This is a genomic window from Kitasatospora sp. NPDC088742, assembly GCF_055584905.1.
On record NZ_JBVJLD010000012.1, the window covers coordinates 33,812 to 53,139 of the forward strand.

The window sequence follows — 19,328 nt, forward strand, 5'->3', positions numbered from 1 at the left end:
GTCCGAGACCCGGCCGCAGCGTCTCGCCATTGATGGCGACAGTCCCGCCGTAGGCTGCACGGGCGCGGGTGGGACAGCAGGCCCCGGCGCCGTATCCGCCAGATGAGTGATCGTCAGCATAAGGGGTGGGGGCGCCGCCACCTCGAGGGGCCTGCGTACTCGGCCTAGGCTTGATACGGCGAAGGCGCCAGCCTCCAACCTGACTATGGCCGTGGCCGCACCACGGAGCGTGACCGCCTGAGCCTGCGGACTCCTTCCTGGCACTCATGCGAACGCGTGCTCCCAGTTGGGCAGAAGCAGAGCCGTACGGCACCCCGTTGCCCGATACTTCCTTTGATACGCCCGGGGCAGATGCGAGTCGCACACTGTCGGGTGATGGCCTGGCCGAACTGTGGGGTGCGCAGTGTTGCTAGCGAGTGTCGTGATCACCAACTTCCGTGCGTTGGAGCAGGAGGTGGAGGTACGACTGGACGAGCTCGCGACCTTGATTGTCGGGCGGAACAACAGCGGCAAGACGTCCTTCGTCAACCTCTTCGAGAAGTTCTTCGGCGACGACGCGAAGTTCGTTTTGGAAGACTTCTCGACGCCTCGGATCGCGGACATCAAGACAGCTCTTCGCACCTTCGGTGACTCCGAGGCGCGACGTGACGCCGGCGAGAACGAGGAAGCCGAAACCTTGCTGGCGGAGGCCATGGGACTGCTGCCGGAAATCCGGCTCACGGCAACCATCAGGTACAGCGACGACGAAGACCTGGCGCCGATCGCCGACCTGATCATCGACCTGGACGAGGACTGCTTCGAGGTCAAGATCGAATCGACTGTTTCGGTGGCCAGCCCTCAAGGCTTCCTCGCAGACCTGTATGCGGCCAGCAAAAACGCGGGCTTCGACCTGGACAGGTTCCTACGCAGGAACTTTGGCAAGTACTTCGTCATCAGCTACTGGGCCGTGAGCGCGGTCGAAGCGTCCGAGCAGCGCCTATCGATTCCGCGCGCCGTCGCCGTGAGCATCATGTCCGTCAAGTTCATCTATGCGCAGAACAAGTTCGACGACACCCCTGCCGACAACACGCGGAACCTCTCAAGGACCTTCGAAGCGTTTTACAGAGCCAACAGTGACATTGACGGTCAGAACCTCAGCATTGCGAAGATCGAGGCTGCTCTCGCCACGGCATCCAAGGAGCTCGACGACAACTACGAGGAGCTCTTCGAGCCCCTCTTCGCCTCCCTCCAGACGTTCGGTGTCGACACCATCGCACCGGTGCAGCGTCCGCGAGTCGTGTCGTTGATCGAGGGCGCCGGACTGATGAGGGGGAGTACACGGATCCAGTACCCATCGGGGGAGCACGGGATCCACCTTCCTGAGGGTCACAACGGCTTGGGGTACAGCAAGCTCATCTTCACGATCTTGCAGATCGTCGGCTTCCATCAAGCGTACTTGCGCGAGAGCCCGAGGCCGGCCTTGCAGATCCTGTTCATCGAGGAGCCGGAGGCGCACCTGCATCCGCAGATGCAGGAGACGTTCATCAGGAACATCCGGGCCTTTATCAAGGAACGCCTGGCCTGGAACGTTCAGGTGGTTATCACCACTCACTCGTCACACATCGTTGCCAGCGGTGGGTTCTCCTGCGTGCGGTACTTCGACTCGACCGCCGCGAGCGTCACCATCAAGGACCTGTCCGAGTTCCGGCACCGTGTGCAAGCTGAACCTGACGGCGAGGGAACTCTCCGCTTCCTGCAGCAGTACATGATGCTCCAGCGCTGTGACATGTTTTTCGCCGACAAGGTCATCTTGATCGAAGGTACTGCTGAGCGGCTGCTCCTTCCCGAGATGATCCGGCGCTGCGCGCCAGCGCTCTTGAGCACGTACATATCCGTGGTCGAAGTTGGCGATGCCTACGCGGTCCGCTTCCGCGAGTTGCTTGCCTTCCTTGGCGTGCCCACGCTGATCGTGACCGACCTCGATTCCGTCGACCCCAACGACAGGGGGCGTGCATGCCCGACCGATGTGGCCGATGCTGAGACATCCAACAGCACACTCAAGCAGTGGCTGCCAGGAGAGAAGAGCGTCAGAACACTGCTCGAACTCGACGCCGTGAGCAAGTCACGCGACCACGTGCGTGTGGCCTATCAAGTGCCTGAGCGCGACGACGGCCCGTGCGGACGTAGCTTCGAGGACGCCTTCATCCTTGCCAACGCCGAGGTTCTGGCCAGGAACGGCAGCAGTCTCGAACTGGCTTACGTCTTCACCGATAAGCGCGGCAACGGGCTGCCTGCGGCCGACATCGAGGCCGGCGCCTTGGCCATCGCAAAGAAGCTCGGCAGAAAGAAGACTGACTTTGCCTTCGACGTGATGCTCCTGGAGGACTGGACCGTGCCCCGCTACATTCGGGAGGGGCTCCAGTGGCTGAGCTGACCACTCACGCACAGATCGAGGCAGCCCTCGATGCCAACCAGAGCTTCCTCGTCGAGGCTGGCGCCGGATCCGGCAAAACGACCGCCCTGGTGCACGGGCTCCGCCACCTGCTGAGTACACGCCGAACGGGGCTGGCGCAGAACCGCAGCCGTATCGCCTGCATCACGTACACCAATGTGGCCAAGCGGCAGATCAGTGAACGCATCGCTGATGACCCGCTTGTCTACGTCGGTACGATCCACGAGTTCCTCTGGAGCGTGATCCAGAGCTTCCAGCACCAGCTACGCATCGAACTCCTTGCCCATAACAAGACGTTGCGCACGCCAACTCCCGGACTCGACGATCTTCTCGCCCTCGATGTGAAGATCACCTACAGAGACCGCGGGCGCCGGTTCGGTGAGGGCGAGATCAGTCACGACGACGTGCTGGCTCTGGCATACCGGATGGTCTCCTCCTACCCGAAGCTGGCCCGGGTCATCACCGACCGATTTCCGGTGATCTTTGTCGACGAGTACCAGGACACCGCACAGACGACCATCAAGATCCTCCTCGATCATCTGGTCGGCCTCCGTAGGCAGGCCTGCGTTGTCGGCCTGTTCGGGGACTCCATGCAGAAGATCTACCGAACGGGTATCGGGAAGGTTGAAGACCAGCGGCTGACGCGCATCACCAAGTTTGAGAACTACCGGTGCTCTCAGCCCGTCATCACCGTGCTCAACCACATCAGACCAGAGCTGCAACAGCACGTCGCCGAACCACCGCGCGACGGCGAGGTCTACCTTTTCGTGAACAGCACAATTCCCACTGCAGCCGAACGGCTGGCCATAGTCCGCACCACCCTGGCCGCGAAGGGGTGGACGGAGCAGAACACCAAGTACCTCCAGCTGACACATCGCGGAATCGCCGGAACCCTGGACTATGCGAATCTCCTCGAGACGTACGCCACGCGCGGCTCCTTCGGCCGCGACGACCTGATGGAGGCCAGCGAGCCCTACGCGCAGTACACCCGCGACATCGAGGAAGTCTCACATGCCTACGAGGAGAAGGACTTTGGCGAACTGAACCGGCTCCTGGGCTTGGCCGGCACGCGCGTGACACGACATGTGCAGAAGGCCGAGATGACGGCCACACTCCGAGAGCTCGACCAGCTACGAGACGCTGGCACCATCGGGGACGTTGTCGACTTCGTGGCGGACAGACACCTCCTCCGCAAGCCTGCGAAGATCCGTGTGATTGAGCGCAACCTTGACCGCGGCAACCTCGACGAAGCCGACCAAAAGCGAGCTGACTTTGCTCGCCGCCTACGCTCGGTCAGCTATCAGGAGATGATCTCGCTTTGCCGCTTCCGGGACGAGCGTACCCCGTTCTCAACCCAGCACGGAGTCAAGGGCGATGAGTTCCCCAACGCCGTCGTCCTCGTCGAAGACGGTGCCTGGACGCAGTACAGCATCGGCAAGATGATGGCTGGCACCGACAAGCCCGAACGCACCGAACGCTCCCGCAACCTGTTCTACGTCTGTTGTTCGCGAGCCGTAAACAATCTCGCCGTCGTCTTCCTGTCAGACCTACCCTCTGAAGCCGCCGCCGTTGCTGAGAAGTGGTTTGCGGGGGCGACGATCATCCCGTAGCTGGCCTCAAACGTCGACTCGAAGCGCACGTTCGGGGATGAGCGCAGTCAACCGCCTGTGTGCTGGCCATTCACTTCTTGTGCGGTAGCTCTCACACGGGCGCTCTGCCGGTTGTGAGCACTTGCGGGTGTTCACCGAAAGTCGCAGGTCAGAGCGGTGATTCCGTGTTGGTGATCGCATGGTGGTCGCGGCAAGCCATCCGGACGCGGGATCTGTAGCCTCGCGGGCTGATCGAGGAGCAGGACCGCAGGAGGCAGAAGAAAGTGCGCAGTTCAGGACGGCGGCGGGGCCGGGTCTACCGTCGGTGCGGATGCCGTGACACGGATCGGCGCCAGCTCGGGGCCGGGTGTCCGCGCCTTGCCGACGAGGGGCACGGCACGTGGTCCTTCGCCGTCGACATCCCCTCGCTCAGCGGTCGCAGGCGCACAGTGCGCCGCGGTGGCTTCGAGGACGACTTCGCCGCCGAGAGCGCGCTGCGCCGCTTCCTCGAAGGGCGCCTGCTGGGCTTCGACGCCGACCCGCACGAAACGGTGGCCGCCTACCTGACCAAGTGGTTGAAGTCGATGGAGTTCCTGCTTAAGCCAACTACGTACGCCCGCCACCGCACCTACGTGCTCTGCGAGTTGATCCCCGTGTTCGGCAAGCTGCGCCTGGAGGAGCTCGCCCACGACCACATCGCCGCCTACACGTACCAACAGCTCGAGGCCGGCCGCGGCCGCCAAGCCGTCTATCACTGCCTGGCCACGCTCTCCAGCGCCCTGGGTACCGCCGTGCGCACCCACCGGCTCCCCTTCAACGCGGCCCAGCCCCTGCCCATGCGCCGGCCCCGCGCCCAGGGCTTCGGCAAAGTGACGGATCGTCCGATTGGTCACGGTCTGCGGCGGGTGGACCAGTTCGGACGTGAAGCAGGCACGGACTTCCAAGATCATGGAGTTCTCGACGCCCCGTGATCCCGATGGAAGACCGTGCCTGCCGCCACATCATCACCGATCCCGCCTGCTCTTGACCAACTCCGCGACCAGCTGTCGGCCGGACTCGACGAACTCCCCGGCCTGCTGGAACGCCTCGCCGAAGTCCCCGACCCGCGCGACCCCCGCGGGGTCCGGCACGCCCTGGTCCACGTGCTCGCCCTGGCCGCAGCCGCTGTACTGGCCGGCGCGACCTCGCTGTTGGCGATCAGCGAGTGGGCCGCCGATGCTCCGCGCGACGTACTCCTCGCGCTGGGAGCCCGGCACGATCCGCTGATCACGCGTCACAAGGTGCCCGGCGAGGCGACCATCCGCCGGGTCCTGGTCCGGATCGACGCTGATGCGCTCGATCGCGCCGTAGGCAGCTGGCTCACCGACCGTCAGCTGAAGGAACCGCAGGCCACAGCCCTGCGGGCGATCGCAGTGGACGGCAAGAGCCTGCGCGGCGCCGCCCGCGCACACGGCCGAAAGATCCACCTGCTCGCCGCCCTCGACCACACCGCCAGCACTGTCCTCGCCCAACTCGACGTCGGCGAGAAGACGAACGAGATCACCTGTTTCCAGCCGCTCCTGGACACCGTCGCCGGTCTCGCCGGCGCCGTGGTGACCAGCGACGCGATGCACACCCAGCGCGAGCACGCCGACTACCTGGTCGCCGGCCGGTCCGCGCACTACATCGTGATCGTCAAGGGCAACCAGAAGAAGCTCCGCAAACAGCTCAAGTCCCTTCCCTGGAACGCGATCCCGCTCCAGGACCGCACCCGGGAGACAGGACACGGCCGCGGCGAGATCCGCCGCATCAAGGCGGCCACCGTGAGCAACCTGCTCTTCCCGCACGCGGCACAGGCAGTCCAGCTCAAGCGCCGCCGAACGAACCGCAAAACCGGCAAGGTCACCATCAAGACGATCTACGCGGTCACCAGCCTGACCGCCGACCGGGCCACCCCCGCCCAGCTCGCCGCCCTCATCCGCGGCCACTGGACCATCGAAGCCCTCCACCACATCCGGGACGTGACCTTCGCCGAGGACGCCTCCCAACTCCGCACCGGCAACGCGCCCCGAGCCATGGCCACCTGGCGCAACCTCGCCATCGGCGCCCTCCGACTCGCAGGAGTCCGCAACATCGCCACCGCCCTCCGATGCAACGCAAGAGAACCGAAGCGACCGCTTGCCCTCCTCGGGCTCACATGATCACGAACCGGACATCCCGCAACTTTGCCGAAGCCCTGGCCCCGCGCCGACGAACGCGTGCCCTGGAGCGCCGAGCAGGCCGTCACCTTCCTCACCCACTGTCGGGGCGTAGACCCCGCCTTCGCCGACCTCTTCGAGGTCATCATCGGCACCGGCCTGCGCAAGGGAGAGGCACTCGGCCTCCAACGCCGGTGCGTGCGGATCGACGACCGGGTCATGTACATCCGCCACACCCTCTCCGCGATCGACAACCACGAACTCGTCCTCACCGCACCCAAGACCATGAAGAGCCGCAACTGGGTGCCCCTGTCGGAGCGCGTCGCCGCCGCCCTCCAGCGCGCAATGGCCAGGAGCACCTCCACCGACAACGACCACGTCTTCCAGAGCGCAGACGGCAAGCCCCTTCACCCGGCCGCGGTCCGCCGTCGCTTCCACGAGCTGCGCGAGCAGGCCGGCCTGCCCCACGTGACCGTCCACGACCTGCGACACCTCGCCGCGACCTTCGCCCTGGAGGGCAACGTCTCCATGGCTGTCATCTCCAAGACGCTGCGGCACTCCACCTTGTCGACCACCGCGAACATCTACAGCCACCTGACCTGGGAAGTGGCGATGGCAGCGGTTCACACCATCGAAGCCAGGATTCGCCTCGTCGAAGCCCGCACGCACGGCATTGACGCCCTCGCCCTCGGCGGCCCCGCACCGAACCCGCTCTTCAGCCACGCCGCCTGACGGATACGCAGCCGCACTCCCCGGGCAAGGGCGCACGGAACACCGGGTAGCCGGACAACAGCTGACGTCCACTCAAGCAACCACTCGCAAGCAGATGCCGCAGGTCTCACAGGCATGCCCGCCCACAGAGAAATCAAAGTCGCTCCGACGCTGACCGCGTCCGATCGGCCTGTCAGCCGCGCTCAACTCGCTGACCGAGGAGGGAGTACTCACCCCAAGGCGCTCTCTCGAGCACAGGACGCGCCCTCAGCGCGCCACGTGAACGAGCGTTCACGACCACACTACGACCACCAACCACGAAGGCCGTCTCCGCCATCCGGCGGAAACGGCCTCTGACCTGCAGTGATGCAAGTCGGGACGACAGGATTTGAACCTGCGACCCCTTGACCCCCAGCGCCAACGGCTACCAGGCCACCGCCCGCTACATCGCTGAAAGCCCACCGGCGGGAGTGAGGGCCCGGCCCGCAGCGGACTCCCATCGACGCACCCGCTACGGCCCTTGGCGCGGTACCGGGCACCCTGCGGGGTGGGGTTCAGCGCACAAACGCGGCCATGACCCGCTGGAGCATCTCCAGGGCCCGGCGGCCGAACAGCGTGACAGCGGCGATCAGCATGCCGACGCCCACGGTCTGGACCTGCACGTCACCGGTCAGGCCGACCGTGCTCGAGGTCCAGGTGAGTGCGGGGTAGGCCGCGGCGAGGGCGACCAGGCGCACGGTCTCGAAGCCCCGCACCGGCTCGACGCCCTTCAGGTCCGAGGTCGGCAGCAGTGCGCCCAGCCGCCCTTCGGCGTAGGCCTCCGCGATCGAGTGCAGCTTGGTCGCCAGGTCGCAGCGGGCGAGGTCAGGGTCGATGTCCAGCCCGGCCTCGGCCGCCCGAACCGCGGCGACCACCCGCCCCGCATGGTCGCGCAGAGCCCGCTGGCGGTGGGAGAAGCGCGGCACCGTGCCGCGCCGCGTCCGGGCCCGCCGCACGACCCCTTCCGCACGCCGCAGCAACTGGGGGAGGTCGTCGGTCCGTTCCGGCGCGGAACACGCGGCGAGTGCGCGAAGGAGCGGGTTCAGGGTTCGGTGGGAGTTCCACTTCCCGTCCAAGGTGCTCACCAGGGCATGGGAGAGCCGCCGGGTGAACCACACGGCCAGGAAGAGCATCCCGTACAGCAACGCCGCCGCCAAGACCGCGAACAGGCGGCTCTCCAACGCCAGGAGCCGTTCGAAGAGTCCGGATTCCTTCACCAGGCCAAGTTCGATCCGGAAGAGGCCAAGGCCCAGGAACATCGACCCGAAGGACAGGAACGCGAACCAGGGCAGGAGCGCGTGAGCGGTGCGGATCTCCTTGCGCAGCCGCCCCGAGATCCGCCGGCCCGGCGCCACCGCGTCCAGCGCCGCCTGCGCCTTAAGGGTGAGCTTGCGCGCGGCCGGTCCTCCGGGGGCCGACACCGCGACCCGCAACCATCGCCGTAGCCACCCGCGCGGTCGCCGCGTGCGTGCCGGCGCCGCCGTGGGCCTCAGGTCCTGCACCGCGCTCATGCGCCGACTCCGTCGGCCGGGCCATGCGGTGGGCGGCACGGGCAGGCGCGCCTTCGTGCCGCGATCCGCCCGATGGGCCGGCCCGTCCTCAGGCGCCGAAGGCAGGCCCGGCCCCCGGCCGGGTATGTCGGGTCGTATGTGTCCACTGGCTTCCCCCAGAGTCGGCGTGGTCGATGACCAAGAGTGCCGCAACCATGGGCCGGCGGCGGCCGAAACCGACGATGACGGCTGGCGGAGACATCAGCGCGGAACGCGGTGGGGGGAATGCGTGGATTTCGAACCTGACGGACCGCGAATCCCGGACCGTCAGGAACTCGCCACCCCGGCCTTCCGGCGGCGATGACCCCTCCACCCGCCTCGTATCGAACACCGATCTTCGATGCCAGCCCGGATACTAGGACCAGAGAGGTGGCAGGCTCTCGCAGCAGAATCGAACGGGAATGGCCCAGAGCGGAAAACGGGCAGCGGGGAGGGGGTGAGAATCAGCCTATGTACACGTTCCGCTTGTGCGACGTCATACATCGTTCGCATTCTTTCGGGGCGCGCCCAGTCGCGGGCCGCAGGAGCAGTGGGGGACGAAAGTGATCGACATCGATGTGACGGACTTGGCGACGCGTGCCTCGGAGGCACTGGCCGCGGAGGTGGCGGTGTCCGGCTGGGCGCTGGTCCGTGAGCGGATCGGCGCCTTCATGCGGCGTGACGACCCGGCCGACGTCGACCGGCGGCTGGCCGAGCTCGACGGAGCCATCGAGCAGGACGACCCGGACGACGAGAGCTCACAGGAGGCCCTGCGCCGCCGCTCCTTCTGGCAGCTCGGTGACTATCTCGCGCGTCATCAGGACTCGGCGGCCGAGCTCGAGGACCTTCTCGCCTCCTGGGGGGCGGGCGAGCGAGCGGGAACGGGGATGACCGCGAACAACAACACCTCCAGCGTGATCATCCAGGCTGGCGGGAACGTGCACACGGGCCAGGGCTCGATCACCGCCACAGGCGGGCCTCGGCTGTGACGCAGGAGCACTCACAACCGCTCTCCCTCGAACCGCAGGCACCGGCCGGCGACCTGAGCGCTTGTGGCAACGAGCACGCGGTGATCCTCCAAGCACAGGCAACCGGCAGTGCCAGCGTGGTCGCGGTGATCAACGTCCACAAGAAGGAACTCCTGCCCGACCGCGAGGCCGAGCCGGCCGTGGTGGCGGCGGTGCGCCAGGCCTGGGTGAGAACCGGCGTCGACGGCAAGGAGATCACCACAGCGGAAGACCTACTCAAGATCCTCCAGGCCGGCGGCGGCCTGGCGGTCGTCACCGGCCCGGATGGCAGTGGCCGCCACGCCGCCGCAGTGCGGGCCCTGGTCCTGCTGAACCGCCACGCCAAGCAGCAGCGCCTCCCACCGCTGCGGCTGCGCCAGATCACGCCGGACTGGGACCCGCCGGACGTGGGCCTGCTCCCCGTCGACGCCCACCGCGGCTACCTGCTCGACGTACGCGACGAGACTGCGGACTGGCCCAAGGACATGCCCGCCAAGCTCGCTGACCACGGCCGCCTCCTGGCGAAGGCCGGCTCCTGCCTGATCGTCATCGCCGACCAGGACGGCTGGCCCACCTCGGGGACCGGGGCGAACATCGTGGCCCGCGCCCGCCCCGCAGCGCCCCGAAGCCTGGTCGGCTCGCACCTGACCTTCCTCCACGAACGCGCGACCTTGGCCGAGCGCTTGCGGCCCGGATACGAGGTGAAGGAGGGCGAGCAGGACCTCGCGGCGCTGGTCACCGACGGCATGCAGCCCGAGGACGCCGCCGAACTGGCCAGGCTGGCGGCTGCTGCTGAAAACGAGGAGGAACTGGCGGCCGCGATCGAGCGCTTCACCGGGTGGCACGAGCGCATCGCCCGTTTCTTCGCCGACACCACCGAGCGGCCCGAAGATCGGGCCCTGCTGCTCGCCGCGATCATCGCGGAGGGCTCCACACCCGCGCAGGTGAACCAGGTGGCCCGCACCCTGCTCGGTGACAAGGCGGATACCAGCGTCCGCAACGCGCTGTCCGGTCTGGCCCTGGGCAGCCGGCTGCACGCCGCCGAAGCGAGCACCACCGATAACAGGGTCACCTTCGCCCACCGCCCAGGGTATGGATACGCGGCATTCCGCTATGTGTGGACCGAACTCGGCGAAGCACAGGAACCCATCCGCAAATGGATCGCCCGCATCACACGACCGGGACAGATCGGAGCGGAGCGGCTCGACGCCATCGCGGACCTGCTCGCCAAACTCGCCGCAGAGCACAACGACGGAACCATCCTCCCCAGCCCCAACACCCGCCTCAGCGGGGCGACGGCCGCTCTCAGCCGTGGCGAGCCGGCCGCCCGGATGCTGTCCACCGCAGCTCAGCACCCGGTCCTGGGAGCGGGAGTGCGCAAGCAACTGCGCGAAAGCTGGGCACCCAGCCATGACCCGGAAGTCGCCCGCGTGGCCGCCCTGGTATGCCGGGGAAGCTTCGCCGAGCGCTTTCCCAGCCAGGCCCTGGTGCGCCTTCGCCATGTTCTGGCCCGTGACACCGACGATGTGGCCAACGACGAGGCCGCCCGGGCACTTCGCGCACTGTTCACCGAACACGGAAAAGTAGCCCTGACCTGGAAGGCGGTCAACGACTGGATCAACTCACCCGACATCAAAACAGGGAACGGAGCGAGCCGGGCCAGAGCCGGCAGACGTGCCTTCCTCGCCCTCGCTGATGTCACCGCCGACCTCTATCCCGTCCAACTGCTGCTCGCCGCAGCTGAGCAGGACGAGTCCGTGACCGACGAACTGGTCACATGCTGGGCCGTGGCCGTGTCGGACCCGGCAATGGGCCGCACCTGTGAGAGCAGACTCACCGCGTGGGCGGAGGCTAGCGTCCAGGAACAGCTGCCGGCAGAGCAGGTCCTCGACCTGATCGAAAGAATCGTTAACGGCCGCATCAGTCTTGACCCGATCGCCGCCGTCGTCGTCGGCCGTGACCTCGAGACCGAATCCAAGGCCATGAACGCTTTCCGACGGAAGCTGATCGCCCGCCGCTTCTCCTCCGCGAGGCCGCAGCAGCCATGAGCCGAGACCGCACGACCCGCGCACAGCGACGGGCGCTGCGCAAAGAAGTGACCGCCTTCCCAGCGCTCCTGCCCAGCCGCCACCCCGGCATCTCCTTCACCGCACAGATCACCGCCACCACCTACCCGGACCACCTCACAGGGCTCGACCACCAAGCTCTGGCCCGGCTGATCAGGACAACACTGCGCCGGGCCGCGGCCGACACCTCCGCCCAGCTGGACCCGGTAGACCTTCCGGGAGCCCGGGACGCACTCGCCGATCACCTGGCCGGCCCGCGCCCGCTGCCCGGCCACCCGGATCACGACCTGCGCGCGGAGATCACCGTGACCCTGGACGGCGGCGCCGTCGAAGCCACCGCGCAGCTCGTCCAGGCCTGCCGCAAGCAAGACCTGGAAGACGCAGTGTTCCTGCGAGCGGCCCGATCGCGCGCCGGTACGCTGGCCGACCCAGCACTGCTGGCCGCGGCGATGACCATGCCCCAGGCCGGTCCATGGGCCGACCTGGTCAAGGACTTCAACCTGACCGAGGACAGCGCCAGAAGCAGCCTCACGGGCGCGCTCGCCCACCTGTCGCAACTCCTGTCGATGGCCCGCACACCTGCCGAGGAACCGTCAGACCGCCAAGTCCTCGAAATCCTCCGCACCTTTTTCACCCGGTTCGGCACCGCGCACCAACAGCGACTTCTGGTCACCTTCACCTCCGACTACATGCGGGCAGCAGGCCACCCGGACCTGGCCGACGTGCTGGAAGAGACCATCGAGCCCGTCCCCGGTAGACAGGGGACGGATGGCCTGGAATCGGCGCGGTGACCACCGTCCTGCGATGGCTGCTCGCACCCCACACCAGCTGGCTGGCCTGGCGCCTGGTCCGCAGAGCACCTCACCGGATCGACTTCGACACCGCCTGGCGCAACGCCCGGGTCTGGCTCCACCGGGACGAGGACGGATTCCGGGCACACGGCCACCAGGGGCCGCCGCAACCACCAGGCGCTACCAAGAACGGGCGCTGAAAAAGCATCCTTCCTGTGGGAGGTGGAGAGGTCAAGTCGCCGTTGCTGCACGAGAGTTGCCACTGATGTGGGGCATGGGGGAGTGGCTCGGTGTGACGGGGGCTCAGACGTCACGATGTCCAGGATTGTCCACATCCGCCCACTGGCGCCCATCCGCGCTCATGGCGTCTGGTCCCAGAGGTCTCGGGCCGCCCGCAGTCACTACCAGCGACGATGGTCTGACGGGCCTTCAACAGGGGCAACGGCCAGAGATGTCCAATTCCGTCCGTATGCGTCCACCAGCGACCAAAACAGCTGGTCCCAAAATGGTCCCAGAGCCGGGACTACTCGTCGTAACGGTGGAAGGGGACGGATTAGCCCTTCCACCGCTACGGCACGGACCGGTCAGCTTGTCCGGCGTCGGGTCGCCAAGCAGGCGCGGAGCTCGCGGACGATCTCACGCCAGCGCCACGACTCCGGGGCGTTCCAGTATTCCTCGCCCTCCGGGTGCCAGTCGGCCAGTGCGGTGAGGCGCTCTGCCAGGAGTTCTGGGTCCGTCCGGAGCGGCTTGTCCGGGTCGCGGCGGAGTTCCTCGGCGATGCCGTGGAGTTGGTGCGCGGCCCGGTAGTAGGAGAGCTGGGTGTCGGTGAAACGCCGGATCGCGTAGCCGTGGCACTTGCTGCACCAGTCGAAGTCGCTCCGTGCGAGCAGGTCCGCGACGCGCAGCAGGTCGTCGTCCTTCTGGACGCCGCGTTCCCTGGCGTGTTGGCAGAACGGGGAGTGGCCCTTGCGCTGCCACCCGGGGTCCGCGTCGGTCGTGTAGACCTGTACGTCGGCGAGGACGCCCAGGGGGATTCCGCTGCCGTCGCGCCAGCGATCGGTGCCGGGGGCGCGGAAGGGTTGGAGGCCGAGGCGCTCGGCGCCGGCGAGCAGGCCGTGCCACACCGTGGTGGAGACCGTCCGGCGGCGGCACTCGCGGTCACGGCCGCTGTCGAGTGTCCGCAGGTCTCCGGCTCCGCGGGCCATGGCCAGGCAGCGTAGGTCGGGTTCCTTGAAGCGCTCGTCGTACCCGAGCCAGGCCGTCATGCGGGCACCGTCGGCGTGGCCGAGGTCTGCACCGAACTGCGGGTCGTACGGGTTGTGGACCGCGGGCGGCCAGATGCGTTCGCCGTCGGTGGGCCGGGGACCGATCTCCTCGATCCACGGCTCGATGATGCTCTCGGGTAGGTCGGAGGCGCGGGCGACCACAGTCCCGTTCCATCCTGCGGCCGCTCGTGTCCCGAGCGTCGACAGGGGCAGTACTTCGGTTCCCGCTCCCGGGGAGAAGACCAGGCACAGTTCGTCCCCTCGCACTGGGGCTGCGTTAAGTGCGCGCAGGTGGTCCGTGTGGATCGGTAGCCGGTCGAACACCGGGGTGTCGTCGAAGACGCCAGGGGTAAGGCGGACGGCCGGCTTCCGGGGTTCGGCGCGGTCAGGACGCCAAAGGCCGCACTCGGTGAAGGGGGACCTGGAGGTGAGGAGCCGGTCCGCGACGAGCCGCGGGGCGTCCAGTGTGAGGGTGCGGCGGCCCCAGTCGGCGTCGGTGAGGTAGGTGACGAGTACGCCGGTGCTCCACTCGTCGAGGTCGGCGAGGAAGCCCCGCTCGTATCCTGCCGAGGAGTCGTCGACGGTTTCTGCCAGGCGAACGGTCACCCGGCGGGTCCGCTCCGCCCCGGCGTCATCGACGGCCGCCCGTGCCAGACCCTCCCAGGAGGCGACCAACTCCTCCACGGCGGAGCAGAGCTGGTCGTAGCCCTTGCGGTTGGAGCGCAGCCGCCCCGTGATCCCGTACACGACCCGCCAGCGTTCGTCCGCCGGGTCGCAGCTGCAAGAGGCCCGGTGCTGCCAGTCGGACCACAGGGAGTCGAGGGCCTTCGCGACTTCCGCACGGTTGCCGAGGGCAGCGAACACCGGTTCTTCGGACGGGAATTCGGGCTTCTCCAGGGAACTGGCTGCTGCTGCTTCCAGCAGGCCGCTCTCCGGCACGAAGAGCGCCGCCTGCGTGCGCAGGATCTCCAGGTACTGTCGCTTCGCGGCGAGTGCAGGCTCGGCCCATTCACCGAGCCAGTCGAACATCGAGAGGGCGGCCTCGGCCAGGTGCAGGCTTTTGGCAGCGCCGCTCCATGCCTCGCGCACCCTGATCCGGAGGTGTTCGGCGTCCTCGCGCGCCTGCGCGTCCTCCTCGTCCGGTTCCTCGTCCTCCGGGGCGGTCTCGGAGGCGAAACGCAGCAGGGCCGCGGCGGCCCGCACTTCGTCGTCCGCCCAATCCTCGTCCTGGTCGGGCCTAGTGTAGGTGCGGAGCTGGTACAGCAACCCCACGCCGCCGAGCGCGCGCAGGAAGATGCCGAGCCCGGTCCCGGGCCGGGCCCAACCGCTCCATCGATCGCACTGCGCGCACATCCGCCCGATCGTCTCTGCGTTCAGCGGCAGCTCGGTGGTGACGACCTCCCGGGTGCGCAGCATGCTGCACGACCGCGTGGCGTGGAACTTGGCGTTCTTGCTCGTGGCCGAATGAACGGCGACGGGCTTGCCCGCGAAGGGCCCGAGCGGAACATCTGCGGTCAGAGCGTTGTCGAGCACGTTACTCCCCTATCGGTCTCGGCCCGCGAGCGTAGCTGCGGGCACCGACAACCCACTCCTCACGACTGGAGTGGCTCGTCGCAACGACGTGTTCGAACATGGTCGACGCGCATTTCCACCCACGGTGGGCCGGCCCACACGTCGACTTGGGGGTCAGCGGCGGAAGCCCCGCCTGGGATCGCGGGCGTCGGCGTTGTCGAACGGCTCGAACCACGCGGCCGGGCGCAGCTCTCCGGGGCCCAGCCACTGGTTGGTGCCGGTGTTCGGGTCCTCGACGCCGTCGTATCGGGAGCTGTAGAGCATGAGCACGTCGGTGTCCTGGACGAACATGTCGGTGCAGGCGCCGAAGTCGTAGTCGTCCCGGTGGACGGGCAACTCGGCGTGGCCGGACGACTTGTCAGCGGCGAATTCGCCGCATCGGCGGCGGCCATCGTCGAGGGCGAGGTGCAGTGCCATTTCCTCGGCGGTGCAGGTCGGTTGGGGCCAGTGGCCGTGTTCCAGGTCGTTGGCGAGGTCGTCCACGGCGCGGGCGAAGCTGCGTCGCCATTGGTGATCCGTGGTGTAGGTGGGTTTCGGCAGTCGGGCGAACACGCCCCAGGTTCCCCCGTGCGCGTCCGGCACCAGCCGGCCGTCGCCGAGCTCCTCGGCGTCCTCGTACGCCTCGTCGGCGAGTTCGCACAGCACCCCGTGGAGGATGTCCGCGGTGCGCGGGGTCAGGCTCCACAGGCAGGATTCGTCCTCGCACTCGGGCTCGTCGCAGTGCACCGGCTCCGTTGCGAACAGCGAAGCGAAGTCGGGTACTTCGTCCTGGGTGGGCTCCTCGGGACGGCTGGCCATGAGCAAGGACGAGCCGGGACCGAAGTCGACGACGACGTTCCGGCTCCAACGGGCGACCTCGTCCCCCTTGTCTCGGCGCAGGAAGCCTCCCTGACCGCGGCCGGTGAGGGTGTCGGCGCCAGCGATTTCGATGTCCTCGTCGGTGAGCCACATGACGGCACCGACCACGTCATGCGGATCGTTGGCGTACAGCTCCTCGGCTGGTCCGGGCGTCCATCCTTGGGCGCGCGCCGCTTCCAGCACCGCGTGTCGGTTGCGGATGTGGTACTCCCGGAGCACGGCCGCCCTGACCACCTGGCCGGGAAGGCCCCGCAGACGCGGAACGGGCTCGAAGGCTGCACAGTCCGCCCCGTCGTCCCCATCGGGCTCGTCCGACGCGGCTGTGGCCTGGCTCTCCTGCTTCTCCGGCCAGGTGGCGAGCACACCCGGGCCGACTGGCCAGGCGCGGGAGAGCGCCCGGGTCACGGCCTGCCGGAGGGAAGCGGCCGGGGCGTCAGGAAGCTGCCCGCAGAGTTCGTCCACGCGGGTCGCCGCCCACCTGTCCGGGGCGGACTCCAATGCCTGGAGGAGCAACCGGGCCGCGCGGTCAGCCAGTTCCGCCTGGCGGCAGGTGAGGACGGCCTGCAGGGAGTCGGGGCCACGCCTGTGACCGACGCGCACCAGGACGCGGCTCTTGCTCGGGGTGTGTTCGCACAGGAAGTCGGTTGGCACAGCAGTGGGTTGGCGCTCAGGCATACGGAAACTCCGGAAAAAGCGGGCGCAATGTGCGCTCTGGACGGGGAGTTCCGCTGGTGGACTCGCTGCCGGCGAGTCCCCGGACGGGTGAAGTCGTTGCCGCGGCTGGTTCCACCGATGCTGTCGACGGCCCGGACCGGGTGCTGCTGAGTACCGTACATGACCTCGGCGCCTCAACCACCCGGATCAGTGAGCCGATCTTCCGGCCCGGGCGGATCGGGCCAGGGCCGCCGAAGTGTCCGAGCCGTGCAGCAGGATGGGGTGACAGTCCGCCTCGCAGAGGAGAGCAATGTCCGCCAGCGGCAACCGGTTGCCCGTGGAGTGCCTGATCGCCGTCACGGCCGACGCCAAGCCCGGTTCGGCCGCCGCGCTGATGGCGGCCGGGCAGGCGAAGGCCCGTTCTGGTGACCGGCAGATCGGGGAGTTGCTGGAGGCGCTCCTGCGCGGGCCCTTCCGCGGGAGCGCGCCGACCTGGATGCTGGCGGCCGCCGTGGCAGAGGGACTGCGGCAGGAGGAGTCCGACTACCTCGCCGGTACGAGCGTGGAACTGGCTGCCCTCGCCCTGGGGCACCCCGACTTCGACGGCAAGCTGCTGGCGGACGCCCTTCATGGCTGCTCCGCCTACCGGCTCGGCATGCTCGGCACCGCCGACCGTCCGTCGGCACTGATCGCCGCGGTAGCCGCCGAACTGCACCGGCGGGTACCCGAGCCGCCGCACTTCACGTCCACCATGTTGAAGGACCGCACCCCGGCGCAGGAGGTGCTCCGAACCGGGCACCTCGACGACCGAGTGTTCGACGCCGCAGTCGCACTGCTTCCCGATGTCCCCGACCGCGCACTCCTGAAAGGCGATGGCCCCAGCAAGGGGTTCGAACGGTTCTGGGCAGAGTACGACGCCTGGAAGCGCATGTGGCGGGCGGTGTTGGAGCAGCAACCGGAGCGCCATGCCCGGTTCGTGTCAGCCACGGACGGCACCAAGGCGAGCTCCGTCGTCAAGGAGCAGTTGCTCGGCGGTCTTCCGTGGCTGGTGGAGCCCGATCTGCTCCGCCTGATCGCACTGGCCGACCTGAGCACGTTCGACGATGCCGCACTGACGATGCGGATCTGTCGAGCCGTGGTCGACGGGGCCTCCGAGGAATCGGCCCGGGCGCGGTTCGCCACCGAGCTTCCAGCGCTCAGCGACAGGGGACGTAAGGGAATCGACCTCTACCTGGGAGAGGATGCCCTCCTCGATGCCAAGGATGGCTGTGACGTGGCGGTGTCCTGGGCGAAAAGCGCTGCGGACGATCGGTGGCGACTCATCCTCGATCCCGCCGAGGCGAAGCCCTCCTACGGCGACCCCTACCCATGGCGTACGCCGCCGGACGAGCTCGCCGACCTGGCACGCCGGTTCGCGCTGGTCGCAGAGCAGGCCCTGCACACCTGGCAGCCGGAGAAGCTCTACGGCATCAGCCGGGCCGCCGACCTCCGCTGGGTGCACGCCATGCTGGTGCACCTTCCCGAGGTGACGGCCGAGACGAGGGCTGCCGTACAGCGTGTGATCCGCGACGCCCGGCGCAACCCGAACCAGCCCCGTTCCTACAGCCACCAGGACTACAACGACCACCAGCAGTTCACGAAGCTGCTCACCGACATCTCCCATATCGTCACCGACCCGCTCTCCCTGCCGTCCGCGACCCGCCGCGCCGCCCTCGGCGACCCCGCCGAAGTGACGAACCGTCAGCTCGCTGCCGTCGAACCCGGCATCCTGACCGCGTACTTGGACCAGCACACCGGCAACGATCAGCTGACCGAGAAGACCCTGCTGTCCTGCGCCCAGCGAGGCGGCCTCCGGGACGAACCGGCCTTCGCCGACATCCTCGCCCGACACTCCGACCCGAAGTCGGCCCTGCACACCCTCACCCGCGAACTGCGCCGACGGCTTGGCGGCAACCCCTCCGATCGGGAGTCCTGGGCGCGATACGTCCTCGCGCTGCCCGACTGCGACCGCGAGACCGTCCTTGCCCTCCCCGCCTGGACGGCACTCACCGTCGGCGGCCACCGCTATCGGGGCAGCACCCACCCCACCGTCCTCGCCCTGGTGGAAGCCGCCCTCGGCGACGATCCCCAGGCCTGGCAGCGCTTCGCGGACAGTCCAATCAGCCACGCCGGCCCCACCGCCTGGCTCCGCCTCGGCGAAGTCCTCAACGCCGCCGCGCACGGAACCCCGTGGCCGAAACCGCCGGGGTCCCGCTGACCGATGTCGGCGAGAAGGCGAGCCGAGTGCATGCCTGGCTGGTCGGGCGCAGGCAGGTCCAGGGGCGTTCACGAGTGACGCCGACCAGGAGTGCAGCAGCATGCCTGGGGATCGGTCCCGAACGACGAGTGATCGCCTCTCGAAACCGGATCACTGTTGTCCTCCAGGGTGCGTGTCCGTACATCGGGATAGCAGAGCTCAAATAGCCGACTGGGGCCGCCGCAGGCACCGCCGCGCTGGTCAGATGGCTGAGGCCACCTCACACCCTGGGCGCCGACGGCACCGCCGAGACCATCATCGCTGGCATCTACCCGGCCATCCGCGCGTCGCGGGCCGCCCCGACCGACGCGCTCCGCTTGGTCTGTGAGCGGGCGCGACGGCG

13 protein-coding genes are annotated in these 19,328 nt (G+C 68.0%); 10 read left to right on the forward strand and 3 right to left on the reverse strand.

Annotated features, from left to right (window positions below; all coding sequences use genetic code 11):
• The first annotated feature begins 421 nt into the window (after window positions 1-421).
• The 5 genes from ACZ6ZR_RS12545 to ACZ6ZR_RS12565 all read left to right on the forward strand — a co-directional run bounded on the left by ACZ6ZR_RS12545 (window position 422) and on the right by ACZ6ZR_RS12565 (window position 6,929).
• Complete coding sequence (locus ACZ6ZR_RS12545; protein ID WP_465642060.1) at window positions 422-2,413, forward strand: AAA family ATPase; 1,992 nt, start codon at window positions 422-424, stop codon at window positions 2,411-2,413.
• Window positions 2,401-4,041, forward strand: coding sequence for a UvrD-helicase domain-containing protein (locus ACZ6ZR_RS12550; protein WP_465642061.1), 1,641 nt, complete (start codon window positions 2,401-2,403; stop codon window positions 4,039-4,041). Before ACZ6ZR_RS12545 ends, ACZ6ZR_RS12550 begins: the two co-directional genes overlap by 13 nt.
• A gap of 428 nt (window positions 4,042-4,469) precedes the next feature.
• The gene (locus ACZ6ZR_RS12555; RefSeq protein ID WP_465642062.1) at window positions 4,470-4,991 is read left to right on the forward strand and encodes a tyrosine-type recombinase/integrase; all 522 of its coding nucleotides are present in this window, start codon (window positions 4,470-4,472) and stop codon (window positions 4,989-4,991) included.
• 15 nt (window positions 4,992-5,006) lie between these two features.
• The gene (locus ACZ6ZR_RS12560) at window positions 5,007-6,200 is read left to right on the forward strand and encodes an ISAs1 family transposase (protein ID WP_465642063.1); all 1,194 of its coding nucleotides are present in this window, start codon (window positions 5,007-5,009) and stop codon (window positions 6,198-6,200) included.
• Between the two features lie 24 nt (window positions 6,201-6,224).
• Window positions 6,225-6,929, forward strand: coding sequence for a tyrosine-type recombinase/integrase (locus ACZ6ZR_RS12565; protein WP_465642064.1), 705 nt, complete (start codon window positions 6,225-6,227; stop codon window positions 6,927-6,929).
• A 533-nt stretch (window positions 6,930-7,462) separates the two neighbouring features.
• Here ACZ6ZR_RS12565 and ACZ6ZR_RS12570 read toward each other — a convergent pair.
• A complete protein-coding gene (locus tag ACZ6ZR_RS12570; RefSeq protein WP_465642065.1) occupies window positions 7,463-8,458 on the reverse strand; it encodes a hypothetical protein in 996 nt (331 codons plus the stop codon).
• A 581-nt stretch (window positions 8,459-9,039) separates the two neighbouring features.
• Here ACZ6ZR_RS12570 and ACZ6ZR_RS12575 point away from each other — a divergent pair.
• The 4 genes from ACZ6ZR_RS12575 to ACZ6ZR_RS12590 are packed head-to-tail and all read left to right on the forward strand — an operon-like array spanning window position 9,040 to window position 12,540.
• Window positions 9,040-9,465, forward strand: coding sequence for a hypothetical protein (locus tag ACZ6ZR_RS12575; RefSeq protein ID WP_465642066.1), 426 nt, complete (start codon window positions 9,040-9,042; stop codon window positions 9,463-9,465).
• Window positions 9,462-11,531, forward strand: coding sequence for a hypothetical protein (locus ACZ6ZR_RS12580; protein WP_465642067.1), 2,070 nt, complete (start codon window positions 9,462-9,464; stop codon window positions 11,529-11,531). Before ACZ6ZR_RS12575 ends, ACZ6ZR_RS12580 begins: the two co-directional genes overlap by 4 nt.
• Window positions 11,528-12,340 carry a hypothetical protein gene (locus tag ACZ6ZR_RS12585; protein WP_465642068.1) on the forward strand — a complete coding sequence of 271 codons (813 nt, stop codon included), beginning with the start codon at window positions 11,528-11,530 and terminating at the stop codon, window positions 12,338-12,340. Before ACZ6ZR_RS12580 ends, ACZ6ZR_RS12585 begins: the two co-directional genes overlap by 4 nt.
• Window positions 12,337-12,540, forward strand: a complete 204-nt coding sequence (locus tag ACZ6ZR_RS12590) for a hypothetical protein (RefSeq protein ID WP_465642069.1) — start codon at window positions 12,337-12,339, stop codon at window positions 12,538-12,540. The genes ACZ6ZR_RS12585 and ACZ6ZR_RS12590 overlap by 4 nt, the downstream gene beginning before the upstream one ends.
• A gap of 384 nt (window positions 12,541-12,924) precedes the next feature.
• Here ACZ6ZR_RS12590 and ACZ6ZR_RS12595 read toward each other — a convergent pair whose 3' ends face one another.
• Together ACZ6ZR_RS12595 and ACZ6ZR_RS12600 are read right to left on the reverse strand one after the other, a co-directional pair.
• Complete coding sequence (locus ACZ6ZR_RS12595) at window positions 12,925-15,138, reverse strand: hypothetical protein (RefSeq protein ID WP_465642070.1); 2,214 nt, start codon at window positions 15,136-15,138, stop codon at window positions 12,925-12,927.
• Window positions 15,139-15,291: 153 nt separating this feature from the next.
• The gene (locus ACZ6ZR_RS12600) at window positions 15,292-16,686 is read right to left on the reverse strand and encodes a hypothetical protein (RefSeq protein ID WP_465642071.1); all 1,395 of its coding nucleotides are present in this window, start codon (window positions 16,684-16,686) and stop codon (window positions 15,292-15,294) included.
• A 313-nt stretch (window positions 16,687-16,999) separates the two neighbouring features.
• Between ACZ6ZR_RS12600 and ACZ6ZR_RS12605 the strand changes: the two genes are divergently transcribed.
• Window positions 17,000-18,946: a hypothetical protein gene (locus ACZ6ZR_RS12605; protein WP_465642072.1), complete on the forward strand. Its 1,947-nt coding sequence runs from the start codon at window positions 17,000-17,002 to the stop codon at window positions 18,944-18,946.
• Window positions 18,947-19,328 lie beyond the last annotated feature (382 nt).

Excerpts from the sequence above, each read along its gene's own strand:
- ACZ6ZR_RS12570 (WP_465642065.1), bottom strand. The coding sequence starts at position 8,458 with ATGAGCGCGGTGCAGGACCTGAGGCCCACGGCGGCGCCGGCACGCACG.
- ACZ6ZR_RS12585 (WP_465642068.1), top strand. The coding sequence starts at position 11,528 with ATGAGCCGAGACCGCACGACCCGCGCACAGCGACGGGCGCTGCGCAAA.
- ACZ6ZR_RS12605 (WP_465642072.1), top strand. The coding sequence starts at position 17,000 with ATGTCCGCCAGCGGCAACCGGTTGCCCGTGGAGTGCCTGATCGCCGTC.